Consider the following 12,032-nt stretch of genomic DNA (forward strand, 5'->3'; position numbering starts at 1 on the left):
GTTGCACAAAATTGCTCCAATCTCCTCCTTTTAAACCATAAGCAACTAGAATAACCGTGGCTACTGTCAAGACAACCCCAGTCACACGAGAATCTAGCACCTTGAGTAAGGCATTTTTTTTACCGACAAACTTATTATTTGGTTCCCTAAAGGCTAAATAGGGTAATAAGGCAAATGCCCCGACTCCGAAAGAGGCAGTAGCAAATAGCCAAGCAGGTATTTTTTGCTCTCTACCATCAATAAACACTAATGCGCTGTAAATAATAGGCCAGATGCCCATGAGGTTGAATAGTGCTATGACTAACGGATTAATGCCTTGCCACTGGCCAGTAGAAAGGTTTTTAATTAACTCGAATGTACCAGGTTGCTCAGGAGGCGCGAGGAAAAAAGCATAGGTAGTGAATCCCAGCCACAGCAAGCCGAAGGCAATTTTTCTAACCATGAAAGAGTTAAGTAGTATTAATTATTGATTTTGCCACTATAAATTCGGCTTATCTACCCGCTATGGTATTGTTCTTTTGTCTAAACCTGTAGCAGGTTGTCTCTATTAAGGATTGAAATAACTGAAAGCTTCTGAGAGGTAATCAGCAGCAGATGCTACTACTGCGATCGCACTTTCATAATCTAGACGCGTTGGCCCTAAAACTCCCACACTTCCTACTGGTATTGAACCTCGGCGATAGGTGGAAGAAATCAAGGTGCAGGTGCGTATCGGTTCTAGAAGATTTTCTGCGCCAATGCGAACCGTTACCTTTGACTTACCCACATCCTCAAGCTCTGGTTCCTCAAATATTAATCGCCATAGTTGGTCTTGTTCTTCTTCCAGCAGGTGGATAATTGTTTGTACCTGCTGTAACTGGGAAAATTCTGGCTGGCGCAAAACTTCTGACACACCCCGAAACATAATTTGGGTTGCAGTCGGTGCATGAGTGCGACGAGTCAATTCGGCAACTGAATTTTTCAAGAATTCCCCGTAGCGTTGGAATTCCTGATCTAATTCGCTCCAGTTGAGTTTGGCTAATTCCAACAGACTTCGCCCCCGCAAGTGGGTATTCAAAAAGTTAGAAACAATTTGTAACTCGCGATCAATTACCTCTGATTCCCGTTGTATTTCCTCTGGTATTGGTGACAAATCCATCAACTTGGAATGTGTTTCATAACTATCGGTAACAACAATTAACATGATCCGCCCCGCTTCAATTTGCACTAATTGCAGATGTCGCAATAGCGCTGTGGTAGTTTGCGGCATAGTAATCAAGCTAATGCAACCACTTAAGGTTGCTAAAATTTGTGCGGCTCCTTGCAGTAGGGTTTCTAAACTCCAATCTTCCCACTGGAGGCGCTTTTGCAATGCCACCTCTACTTCTCGTCCTAAAGTTTCCGTTCGCGTAGCGTCTCGCAGAGAAGGTATTAGCTGGTCAACATAAATACGATAGCCTGAATCTGAAGGGACACGTCCAGCAGAGGCGTGTGGTTGGTAGAGTAACCCGGATTTTTCTAAAACGGCCATCACATTGCGAATTGTGGCTGAACTTACACCCAGGTCGTATTCCTCGACCAAAGCTTTTGAACCAACAGGCTCTGCCGTAGCAATGTAGTGACGTACCGTTGCCCAAAGTATATGCTGTTGTCGATTTGTTAACTGGACTTCCATAGGGTATGTAATGCTTGGCGGCAAATTTTAATCAAAGTCTGGAAAAATTTTTGGATTTGATTGAAAACTAAGAATATTAATAATTTATTAAGATAACAAATTATACGATTATATTGTGATCATTAATCTTAAGGTTCACGTACACCACTGTTTTGCAGCCAAAGCTGAGAGTTTGAATTTACAACATCCTTTCCTGCCTTATTTTTGCATAATTCTACACTTATAAAAGTATTATTGTATACGTATTTTTGCGGCGATCGCAGCGAAAATTGGGGTCGAAAAGTTTCGCCAATGCAAATATTTAGCCAGTGAAGAAAGTTCCAACCTTTCCTGGCAAGCCCCTATGTTTATATATTGCTATTTTCAGCATACCAAAAGCAAGATGGAAGAATAACTTATATCTGAGTAATGCACCTAAACACAAGCTAATACTGGGGAATTGAATGGTCTACTAAGAGGGAGTAAGCATCAATACCACCCGAAATATTTTGCACATTTGTAAAACCTTGAGCAATTAACCACTGGCACATCTGAGCAGAGCGGATGCCGTGGTGGCATAGTACAAGGGTTTCAGCTTGGGGATTGAAGAGGGTAGGAACTTGATCTCCCCATTCGGCAAATTGACTTAAGGGTAGGTTAACAAAGCCCTCAATGCTAGCAATCTCTAATTCTTGTGGTTCGCGTACATCTACTAGCTGAATACTTGCATCACCAGAAGAAAGACGTTGTGCCAGTTCTTGTACACTAATCTGGTTCATGGGTTAACTAAAAGAATTCCCTATAAACAGCCCTAATCCTATTTATGGTGACAGAAAATCTCTGCCTTTGCATGAGTATCCATTCTCAAGAAGGCTGATAGATTCTGGTAGGCTTTCTGCTTAAATGGCTGTAAATCGTCTTTTTAAAGGTTTAATGTGAATAGGCAACGTTCATTTATTGGTTTTATCGTAGCAGGCGCGATCGCACTGTTAGTAATTGCGATCGCTAGTTTTTACTGGTTTTTCGCCAAAAATCCGGCTAACCTCATTGTTTCTACCGGACAGCCTAGTGCAGCCATATTTGTGTCGAAACTGTCCCCTGCAATGGTTTCATTGCTGACGAATCCCGATCGGTTGCAGGCGTTGGAGGGTGAAGGAGAACTATCTAAACTCAAAACCAGTTTATTCGCCAAGAGTGGTATAGATTACAAACAAGACGTTCAACCCTGGTTAGGGAACGAAATTACACTAGCTATCACCACCTTAGATATCGATCGCGATCGAGAAAACGGACAGCAGCCAGGGTATCTGTTGGCACTAGCAACCAAGCAAGCACAGAAAAGCCGCGAGTTTGTTGAGTTGTTGTTTTCCAAACGAGCCTTAGCTGGAGCAAACTTAGCTGTTGAACAATACAAAGGTGTAAAGCTAATTTATGACAATTCTCAACCAGAGCAGGACTGGCTTGCAGGTGCTGTTGTTGGTGAAGACTTTGTGTTGTTTGCCAACGATCCGAAGGTGCTGCGAGATGCCATCAATAACGTCCAAGCGCCCGATCTAAATTTGACTAGCTCCCCCAAATACCAAAAAGCGACAAAACAATTTCCCAAAGGGGGTTTAGCTGTAGCTTTCTTGAATCTTCCCATTGTGGCAAAATGGCAAGGTTTAGAATTGCCAGAACAAACCTACGACAGCGAAATTATTTCCCTGGCGTTGAACCCCAAAGGTTTGCTAGCAGAAACCTCCTTTCTAACTTCATCGGAAATTGTTTCCCCATCTTCACCACTATCTAAACCTGTAGGAGCATTGAAGTATGTTCCAGCTTCCGCAGGTTTGGCAATTTCTGGCTCAAATTTAAGTAATTTGGGTAACAGTGATTTAGCTAAACTCTGGAGACAAGCAACAGCAACTATATATGGTTCTGAGGAAGATGTGGTTTCTCGGTTCGCAAAACCTTTGGCGGATGTTCAAAAACGCTGGGGTATAAACTTACCAGAGGATATTTTCAGTTGGGTACAAGGAGAATATGCCATAGCATTGTTACCTGCGAAAGAGCAAACAATCCCTCATTGGATTTTTGCGGTGGAAAAATCTGAGAGTGTGGAACAAGGCGTTGCTCGATTAGATGCGATCGCCTCATCAAATGGACTCAGCATTAATCCCCTGACTATAGACAAGCAAAAAATCTCTGCTTGGACAGAGTTAACTACGGCTACAAAAAAAAGTGATGTTAAAGAGGGAACATCCTTCAGTATTGAAACAGAAGTGCGAGGATTGCATACAACTTTAGGAAATTACGAAATTTTCACCTCTGACTTAGAAACGATGGATGAAATTCTCACAGCCAAGGATAATTCCTTAATTGACAATCCCAATTTCCAAGATAGTATTGCTGCGATTCACCAACCAAATCAAGGCTATATATATCTTGACTGGACAAAAAGCCAGAATTTGTTAGAGCGTCAAGTACCGATTCTCAAGTTAGTGGAAGTTTTAGGGAAACCGTTTTTTGATAATCTGCGATCGCTCACAGTCAGCAGTTATGGAACTGATACAGGAGCGCTCAAAGGTGGCGTTTTCTTCCAATTCAATAACTCGTGAAATTTTCATAAAAGCTCAAGTGCAGAAGGTTAAAAATCCTTTAACCTTCTGCATTTTCTTGTCCCATAATATTTACGTAGATTTTCTGTAGCATCTGCTATTTGTATTTGTAATCTTTGGATAGGTACTGGCTGCTGGCCTATAAATGTCAGTAGACCGAAAAGTTTTGCTATCGCTAAAAAATAGTAGTCTGTGATACCGTTTATTCAGGAATGTACAAAATTTGCATCTCTGGCTTCTAGTTCGTGAAAACTAAACTGCGATCGCTCGGCATTGGGCACGAAGATCCAATGGAGAGTCAATAAAACTAGGGGTGTAAGGGTGTAGGGGACCCCATAACTGAAGTTAGGGGCTTGATGCCTTGACGCCGTATTTCTCGATACGTAGTACGAGAAATACATCTTTTTTCTTCTCCATGTTTCAAAACTCTTTCTTGTACCCAATATTTGGGGCGGGTTTTCCCCTATACCCCTACCACCATGCAACCCCTACACCCGCCCCAAAGGGGCGTGGTCAATGATTAAATCCCCAAAGAAAGAGGGCCGAAGCCCCCAAACATAAAATGCGTTCGCGTAGCGTGCCGAAGGCAAGCAACATCCTAAAATTAGCCAATTGCCTCCGCAAAAAACAGCTTGGCAACACTTACCAACTAAGCCTGTAAGAATTCCTGAAATATTTGAACCGGAAGCATTAATCTATGTGCGATCGCTGGATGGACAATGTAGCCCATTTGAGGCGATCATCTCTGCATTAGATAAACTTAACCCAGAGGAGCCAAGATACACAGTGCAGAAGCATTCTAGAATATCGCTTTCCCCTTCAAGCCCCCAGGTGATTACCTGTCTGCCTTGGGCCATAGCAAAGATTCTAATCAGCGATTCACGCGAAAGTGTTAACTGTTCCCCCATGATTTCTTTAGCGCTGGGGCTAACAATTAGCTTGGTTTCAGGGTCTTTGATAGCCTTAACATTACGTGCGATCGCTTTCCACTCATCAACAATCGCAGAGAGCCGAGATAGCTACATACTGGGAAATTAAGGCTGAAAACTATTATCCTGCTTAGGTTTGGTAATTTGCTATGCCTGCGGCGGTAAACTACGCTCTCCTTAATCGCGCAGATGTAATGGGCGAGGCGAGGCGATCGCATCCAAAAAGCGAGGGATAACAGTACAATGGCACTCAAATTTTCTGGAATTCCCCATCTAGGCGGTGTAGTCCTTATTAGAACAGCGACTTATAAATAACTTCTATAAATAGCCCTTGGGGAATATAACCCCATCAAAAGCCCAGTCATCCCGACTGGGTTTTTGGTAATAGAGCGATCGCTCTCCCGCCAAGAAGCTGCGATCGCTGATTGTCTAATCCCCACCAAAGTACAACCGTTGCGACCCCCGCACCATGACTAAAACCACAGTTCACCCGAAATTGCCAGCATCAATGGTTGACAGTCGATTGAGTCGGACATCAGCTAATGAATGAGTTCGCTATTGTGTATGATGATAATATTTTAAATTTGCAGCATAACTTAATATATAGCGTTATTCGTGCTATGCGATCGCCCCTCACCACATCACTATCACCCCGCGCTTTGAGGTCGCGCCACTTTAAACCACAGAGTTCACTTACCCGTAAACCAGCAAAATAAAGTAAACGGATGATAGTGCGATCGCGTCCATTAGTAGTGGAATTTATCAGTAATTGTACTTCCTCTTGGGTGAGAATTCTTTCTGCCAATCGATTTTTCGCCTTGGGTGACTTGATTAACACTCCTAAGTTAGCCGATATCACCCCAAGCTGTTTAGCATATGTTGGTCGTGTTAAAAAATTAGTTGTCGCGTAGAATAACTGTAGTCATCAATGAGAATTGCGATCACTATGACTGCAACCACCAAAAAACTGACATTTGTAGAGTATCTTTTATATAACGATGGCACGGATACTCAATATGAATTGGTAGATGGAGAATTAATACCCATGAGTCTTAGCACTGGCAAGCACGGTGGCATCTCCAAGTTTTTAGAACGAATCTTTGATGACGAAAGTGACTTCAGGGGCAAAAATTGGACAGCACAAAAGTTTTCTGTTGGAGTGCGTTCGCCACGTGGGGGACGTTGGGACACCTCACGAATTCCAGATGTGGTAGTGTTGCCAACACAGCAGTGGGAAGCACTTTCTAATCGAGAAGCTGTGATTGAACTCAACGAAACTCCTCCCATACTAGTAGTAGAAGTCGTCAGCGAATCTACACAAACCACAGACTATCGCAGCAAGCGTTCTGAATATGCTGTTCTGGAAATTCCCGAATACTGGATTGTTGACCCAATTCAAGAGATGGTAACAGTATGCACCCTAGTAGAAGGGTTCTATGATGCTGTTGCATTCCGAGGACAAGAACGCATAATCTCTTCCACTTTTCGACAGTTGGATTTGAGTGCCGAACAAGTCTTGGCAGGACGGAAGTGAACTGTCAATTACTAAGCTCACGTGCATCTAAATTTGATAATTTCGCGCCTGAACCCGTTTGCTGCCTTAGGTTGCCCTGTAAAACTAGATGACGAACAGCTTACCAACCCAATTCATCACTCCAATAGCCCACATCAACAAGGCTTTCGCCAATCTTGGGAAGATCGATTGGGGAGGCGATGGAGTATGTCGCGCCTAGCGATCGCACTTCTAGAGTTAAGAAAGTAGAGGCGATACTGGTGGGGAGCATCCCACTTTTTTACATGTCATTGCGAACGCGAGTGCGTCTCGAAGAGAGGAACGAAGCAATCGCAAAATTCTTCAGGTCAAAACGAGTCCATGAGATTGCAAGTCTTGGACACGCACTTGCGTTCGTCGTTCCTCCTCGCAATGACAGTTATATCACGTCCGGTTAAACACAAGTCAATTGCGAACGGAGTGAAGCAATCGCTCCAGACGTTGTGATTGCTTCGTTTCACTTCGTTCCACTCGCAATGACATATCACAAGTAATTTATCGGACATGATATTATTCTCTCATCGCAAAATAAAAACTGGGATGCACCCTGCGATAACTTCGTTAAGCTACGCTAACGCACTTTTTATTCGCCTGGTAATTCTGGTCGGTTTGTGCTGTTAAACACCTGCTCTACTGTTAGCAGCAAATCAGCAATTACTACTGATTCCATACAAGTCGCAGATGTAAATACCTTATCCTCATACTGTCCCTCCACCCACTGGCAAATTGTAATTTGTTGCATCTGTGGGTCAACAATCCAATACTCTAAAATTTCCCTAGCGGCATACTCCGTCCGCTTGTAGCGATAATCACGAACACGGTTCGCTGTTCCCGGAGAAACAATTTCAATCACTAGCGCAGGCGGCGGCATATCACGGGTGAGGGTGGCACGAGTAGCACCGATAAGGGCAGCATAAGATTCTTCTGTGTGAATCATTAAGTCAGGTAAACGACATCTCGCCCGTCGCCCCGCCACCTCAATTTCTGTATCCTTATGAGCAACTAAATAAAAGGGGAAATGTTTTAGTAGTTCAACAAATAGAAATCTTGCCAGATTGCTATTTTCCTGACTTTCTGGTGGCATCTCGACTAGTTCTCCATCCACCAACTCATAGCGCGTGTCTGTACCATCATCATAGGCAAGATACTCCTCAAAGGTCAGCAGTTTTTGGTTTTTTGCCGTTTGGGTCATTTGCTTTGCCTTCTTACCGCTCTGCTTTTTAGTATAAGTATAGGACTTACGCACGCTCTACGAATTCTTGGCGTTCTTGGCGTCTTGGCGGTTCGATAAATTAAGCTTTTGGGCGATTTTTGCGTAAGTCCTAAAGTAGAAAAAATATAGTTTCTTTGGTATGTTTTTCCTGTTGTTAATAAAAAAGACGCAAAGACTTCACATTCTTTAACAATTTCCCCAAGTGGTGTTATTACAATTCCCAAGAGTATTACTAAATTAATGTGTTTATTTTAACTCTATAATCACTGTTTTTTCTTATAAGTAGAAAATTTATGATATTTTTGGTGTTTTTTACTCTTGATAATAAAAAATGATTAAACGCATAACAACAACAATAGTACTAATTCTAGCAGTAACTTTCTTTGCTACTCGAGCATTCGCTGTAATAGTAGAACCCAATCCCAACTCGACTATAATTCAGGGAAAAGATATTGTTGGTAGTAGTTTGCCACTAATTGTTGAGCAAAAAGCTCAATTTTCTACCGAAAATACCTGGGGAAGAGTAATACGGTTAGTTGGTTCAAAAGGAGTGCCTGCACAATTTTTCGACCTTGGAATTGATGAACAAGGAAACTTTTTCATCAACACACCTCAAGACACAAAGACTTCACATTCTTTAACAATTTCCCCGAGTGGTGTTGTTAGAATTCCCAGGAGAGGATAACCCTACATAGGTTTGAGGCTTAGAGGATATCTGAACACCCCTTAATCCCCTCCCCAAAGCATCGGGGAGGGGAGGCAAAGCATAGTAGTGTGTCAAATATATTTTGACGGATATCAAGACATTTGAGAAACACAAAAAACTCTTTCCCCACTCCCTACTCCCCACTCCCTACTCCCCACCTTCACCCGTCATTTTTGGGTTGACAGACCACTAGGCTGGTTGACAAAATTAGTGTTTTCAGATACACAATAAATTATTATATTAAATTTTTACGCTTTCGAGAAAAGGTTGAAATACCGGAATTAATTCGGGGCGACTAACTACAAGGGTGGGAAAAGAGCGATCGCTATAATCTTCTCCCGGTGACAACGGAAATGGTTCTGACTTCAGCGAGAACCAGATCCCGCCAGCGGCCTGGACAATTACCCAAGCCCCCGCTAAGTCCCAAACTTTTGGTGTCGCCTCAATTCCACCGAGAGTAGCCCCAGTGGCAACTGTCAAAAAGTTATAGCTAGCCACACCCAACATGCGAATTTTGCAGGGAAAACCGTTTTTGATAGCTGCGGTGCTACGAGAACAGAGGTTAAAAAAGTGATTGTTGCTGGGACTATCTATACTAGTGTGGATGGGGTGGTTGTTGAGAAATGCTCCTGTTGGTGTTGCTAAACCGGATGAACCTGCCCAGAAACCATGAAAAGCTTGATTCAAGGTTGGCGCGTAAACATAACCAAAAATGGGTGTGCCTCGATACAGTAAACCCAGAGAAATTGTCCAGAGGGGAATGCCGCGTGTGAAGTTGGTTGTACCATCTAGAGGGTCAATTACCCAGCACCACTCTGTACCGGGAAATGACTTATCGCTCTCTTCGGTTAAAATGCCGTAACCAGAGAAATTAGAAGCGATCGCATCCCGAATTTCCTGATCTGCCCATTTATCTGCTTGCGTTACCAAACTACCATCAGCTTTTTGGTCAGCCTGTACTTTCCCAAAATCTTGCATTAGCTGCTTGCCCACTCTGGTAGTGGTAGTTTGGGCAAAATCAAGAATTGTTGTCCAAAAATCATTCATTGGTTATTAGTCATTTGTCATTTGTCATTTGTCATTTGTCTCATGCCCCATACTTCGGCTTACTTCGACTACGCTCAGTACAAGTCGCGGTTCCTGAGCGTAGTCGTTCGCGCAGCGTCCCGCAGGGAAGGACAGTACAAGTGCCCCATGCCCCATGCCCCATGCCCCATGCCCTATACAGTTTAATCTAAATCCCTTTCCAAAACTGAAGCGATCGCAAGCTTTGTACTTGTTTGAAATTCTGTAATGTTCACCCGATTCAGAAACCAAATTGATAGCACCATTCCCAAGGCTTCTAGAACGAATACCAGTCCATAAGCTAACTCTAGGTTTGGTAAAAACTTGCGTCCAACATCCAAAACTGTACCTCCGATTACTACCGCCACGCCTCTAGAAAGGGACTGCGCTAATCCCCATGCCCCAATAAATGTACCTGCGGCTTCTGCTGCGGTAAGATCCAACATCAAGCTAATTGCTGCTGTAGTTAAGAAACCTGCGGCTAAACCGAACAAGAACAAACCTAGTTTGAGAACTGCTGCATTAGCTGTGAATCCTGATATACCCAGCAATATTGTACAGAATGCTACCAACATACAGCCTAGACGTGCAGTTCTGCGCTTACCCAAACGCGGGACAATGTAAAAGCCCGTAACGCCGTAGGCAATCAGTAAACCCGTTCCATAAAAAACATTTAATTTGGTACTTTCCGCTAGGGGCATTTTAAACACTTGACCCGCATAAGGCTCCAAAATCGGGTCTTGCATAAACAAACTGATAGTCATCACCAGTAAAAAGGTGAAAAATATACCTGTTTGTGGACTAGCTGTCAAGATTTTCCAAGCATTGTTTAGAGTAATGCTGTCTTCCCGGTTCACCACTGTGGAACGGCTTAAGTATTGGGAGTATTTTTTTTCTACGCCGAATGTGGCTGTGATCGCTAAACCAAATACAATTGCTGGGACGATAAAAAACAATCTGTTGATTGCTGGCTGCAAGGTTTCTACGGTTGCTTCTGGCGTTAACTGTTTCAGCAAGCTGGCACTGATAATCGCCCCAACAATAATCCCCACCATTAGCATCGACCAAACCACACCGACTACTTTGGAACGGTTATCTTCTTCAGATATATCCACCAACAAAGCAGCAAAAGCAGTACCGCTAGCACAAATTCCTAAACCGTATACAGCGAAAACTAAAGCTAAAAGACCTGTCCAGCCGATTGTTTGGGTTGTCCATACCCAAGTACCTGAACTATTTCCAGCAACATTCATCTGCCACATTACTTGTACAGCTAAAAATGCTGCGATCGCAAATATTGCCGCGCCCACCCAAACATAAGCTGTGCGGTGGTATCCCCATAAAGGCTTGGCATCGGAAATCTGGCCGAACCAGACACGGGAAGGAGCAACAAATAAGGGTAATGCTAGAACTACTGAGACTAGCGTCGCCGGAATTGCTATTTCTTGAATCATGACTCTGTTGAGTACTCCCAGAGTCAAAATGGACATCATGCTCAACCCCATTTGAAATAAACCCAGTCGGAACATGGTCAGCAGGTTTACCTTTGGCACAGATAGGGGTTTTGTTTTAGTATCAAATACTTCACCGCTTGCCATAGCTACTTTTTTGTATGGTTTATTAGGATTTAATCTCTCTCTTTAAATAAAGATAAACCCTACCCGCTCCAAATCAGCGAACGAAAAGTGGAAGTTGCGTTAGCGTAGCTCACCGTTCGCGTAGCGTCTCGTAGAGAAGGTATCGCAGTTATTTAGCAAGCAGTTATACACCTCGATTAGCATAAGCTTTAGCCGAGTTATGATTAATTTTTATGGCTAGGTCGTAATCCGCGATCGGATCTTGTTTACGACTACTATCGTTGTAATATAGGAATCGTATTTGATTTTTGAAATTTCTACGTAGGCGGGGAGTGGGGAGTAGGGAGTAGGGAATAAGGAATTAGGCTTTTCGAGTTGTACCGAGCTTTTTCAGAAATCAAATATTAGTCCTATATACCTATTAACTTTAGCTCAACTAGAAGTATTGCAACGATTCATAAAAAACTCTGCTATTTGTGGTGCTGCCCTTTTGTGACTTTGCTAATCATATTTATTGCTACTTTATTGCTACTCGAAATTTTTCTAAGTTGGTTAGTTAGCAGCTTAAACCAACCAAATCCTTAATACCCAATGCTTTATTCGCAATCTTGCCCATAACGAGACGCTATAAAAATAAAAGCGATTAGCGGTTAGCGAGCTTGCGATTAGTTTTAAACAAGCCGCCCAATATGAGCGGGGTATTAGCTATTAGCTATTAGCCATTAGCTAACAGCTAACCGCTAACAGCTAACAGCGGGGT

At 42.9% G+C, this 12,032-nt stretch carries 14 protein-coding genes; 4 read left to right on the plus strand and 10 right to left on the minus strand.

The features are described from left to right. From LC574_RS07000 to LC574_RS07010, 3 genes are all read right to left on the minus strand, one after another. Positions 1 to 442: DUF2834 domain-containing protein (locus LC574_RS07000; RefSeq protein ID WP_229452339.1), on the minus strand; the 442-nt coding region annotated here is incomplete at its 3' end. A 105-nt stretch (positions 443 to 547) separates the two neighbouring features. Next, a complete protein-coding gene (hrcA, locus tag LC574_RS07005; RefSeq protein ID WP_229452340.1) occupies positions 548 to 1,654 on the minus strand; it encodes a heat-inducible transcriptional repressor HrcA in 1,107 nt (368 codons plus the stop codon). Positions 1,655 to 2,079: 425 nt separating this feature from the next. Then, positions 2,080 to 2,412, minus strand: coding sequence for a rhodanese-like domain-containing protein (locus LC574_RS07010; protein ID WP_229452341.1), 333 nt, complete (start codon positions 2,410 to 2,412; stop codon positions 2,080 to 2,082). A gap of 156 nt (positions 2,413 to 2,568) precedes the next feature. On the opposite strand from LC574_RS07010, the gene LC574_RS07015 reads away from it, so the two are divergent. Next, entirely contained in the window at positions 2,569 to 4,230 is a 1,662-nt protein-coding gene (locus LC574_RS07015; protein ID WP_229452342.1) for a DUF3352 domain-containing protein, read from the plus strand. Positions 4,231 to 4,842: 612 nt separating this feature from the next. Beyond that, a complete protein-coding gene (locus tag LC574_RS07020; protein WP_229452343.1) occupies positions 4,843 to 5,268 on the plus strand; it encodes a hypothetical protein in 426 nt (141 codons plus the stop codon). A gap of 252 nt (positions 5,269 to 5,520) precedes the next feature. Here the strand turns inward: LC574_RS07020 and LC574_RS37845 are convergent, their stop codons facing one another. Together LC574_RS37845 and LC574_RS07025 are read right to left on the minus strand one after the other, a co-directional pair. After that, the gene (locus LC574_RS37845) at positions 5,521 to 5,649 is read right to left on the minus strand and encodes a hypothetical protein (RefSeq protein ID WP_267871442.1); all 129 of its coding nucleotides are present in this window, start codon (positions 5,647 to 5,649) and stop codon (positions 5,521 to 5,523) included. A 45-nt stretch (positions 5,650 to 5,694) separates the two neighbouring features. Next, complete coding sequence (locus LC574_RS07025) at positions 5,695 to 6,018, minus strand: tyrosine-type recombinase/integrase (RefSeq protein ID WP_229452344.1); 324 nt, start codon at positions 6,016 to 6,018, stop codon at positions 5,695 to 5,697. Between the two features lie 87 nt (positions 6,019 to 6,105). On the opposite strand from LC574_RS07025, the gene LC574_RS07030 reads away from it, so the two are divergent. Continuing rightward, positions 6,106 to 6,693: a Uma2 family endonuclease gene (locus tag LC574_RS07030; RefSeq protein ID WP_229452345.1), complete on the plus strand. Its 588-nt coding sequence runs from the start codon at positions 6,106 to 6,108 to the stop codon at positions 6,691 to 6,693. A gap of 100 nt (positions 6,694 to 6,793) precedes the next feature. On the opposite strand, the gene LC574_RS07035 is transcribed toward LC574_RS07030, so the two are convergent. Next, entirely contained in the window at positions 6,794 to 6,943 is a 150-nt protein-coding gene (locus tag LC574_RS07035; protein ID WP_229452346.1) for a hypothetical protein, read from the minus strand. 351 nt (positions 6,944 to 7,294) lie between these two features. Then, positions 7,295 to 7,903, minus strand: coding sequence for a Uma2 family endonuclease (locus LC574_RS07040; RefSeq protein ID WP_229452347.1), 609 nt, complete (start codon positions 7,901 to 7,903; stop codon positions 7,295 to 7,297). A 352-nt stretch (positions 7,904 to 8,255) separates the two neighbouring features. On the opposite strand from LC574_RS07040, the gene LC574_RS07045 reads away from it, so the two are divergent. Continuing rightward, entirely contained in the window at positions 8,256 to 8,609 is a 354-nt protein-coding gene (locus tag LC574_RS07045) for a hypothetical protein (protein WP_229452348.1), read from the plus strand. 261 nt (positions 8,610 to 8,870) lie between these two features. Here LC574_RS07045 and LC574_RS07050 read toward each other — a convergent pair whose 3' ends face one another. Genes LC574_RS07050 through LC574_RS07055 form a run of 3 tightly spaced genes read right to left on the minus strand, consistent with a single transcriptional unit; the run spans position 8,871 to position 11,293 of the window. Then, the gene (locus tag LC574_RS07050) at positions 8,871 to 9,677 is read right to left on the minus strand and encodes an inositol monophosphatase family protein (protein WP_229452349.1); all 807 of its coding nucleotides are present in this window, start codon (positions 9,675 to 9,677) and stop codon (positions 8,871 to 8,873) included. A gap of 24 nt (positions 9,678 to 9,701) precedes the next feature. After that, positions 9,702 to 9,833 carry a hypothetical protein gene (locus LC574_RS37850; RefSeq protein ID WP_267871443.1) on the minus strand — a complete coding sequence of 44 codons (132 nt, stop codon included), beginning with the start codon at positions 9,831 to 9,833 and terminating at the stop codon, positions 9,702 to 9,704. Positions 9,834 to 9,859: 26 nt separating this feature from the next. Next, positions 9,860 to 11,293, minus strand: a complete 1,434-nt coding sequence (locus tag LC574_RS07055) for a BCD family MFS transporter (protein WP_229452350.1) — start codon at positions 11,291 to 11,293, stop codon at positions 9,860 to 9,862. Positions 11,294 to 12,032 lie beyond the last annotated feature (739 nt).

Origin of the sequence: Nostoc sp. CHAB 5715 (assembly GCF_020829685.1) — a bacterium.
In the GTDB taxonomy this organism is placed as follows: domain Bacteria; phylum Cyanobacteriota; class Cyanobacteriia; order Cyanobacteriales; family Nostocaceae; genus Nostoc.

Coding starts and splice junctions, on each gene's coding strand:
- hrcA (WP_229452340.1), bottom strand. CDS start 1,654: ATGGAAGTCCAGTTAACAAATCGACAACAGCATATACTTTGGGCAACG.
- LC574_RS37850 (WP_267871443.1), bottom strand. CDS start 9,833: ATGGGGCATGGGGCACTTGTACTGTCCTTCCCTGCGGGACGCTGCGCG.
- LC574_RS07055 (WP_229452350.1), bottom strand. CDS start 11,293: ATGGCAAGCGGTGAAGTATTTGATACTAAAACAAAACCCCTATCTGTG.
- LC574_RS07010 (WP_229452341.1), bottom strand. CDS start 2,412: ATGAACCAGATTAGTGTACAAGAACTGGCACAACGTCTTTCTTCTGGT.
- LC574_RS07035 (WP_229452346.1), bottom strand. CDS start 6,943: ATGCTCCCCACCAGTATCGCCTCTACTTTCTTAACTCTAGAAGTGCGA.
- LC574_RS07045 (WP_229452348.1), top strand. CDS start 8,256: ATGATTAAACGCATAACAACAACAATAGTACTAATTCTAGCAGTAACT.
- LC574_RS07040 (WP_229452347.1), bottom strand. CDS start 7,903: ATGACCCAAACGGCAAAAAACCAAAAACTGCTGACCTTTGAGGAGTAT.
- LC574_RS07050 (WP_229452349.1), bottom strand. CDS start 9,677: ATGAATGATTTTTGGACAACAATTCTTGATTTTGCCCAAACTACCACT.
- LC574_RS07030 (WP_229452345.1), top strand. CDS start 6,106: ATGACTGCAACCACCAAAAAACTGACATTTGTAGAGTATCTTTTATAT.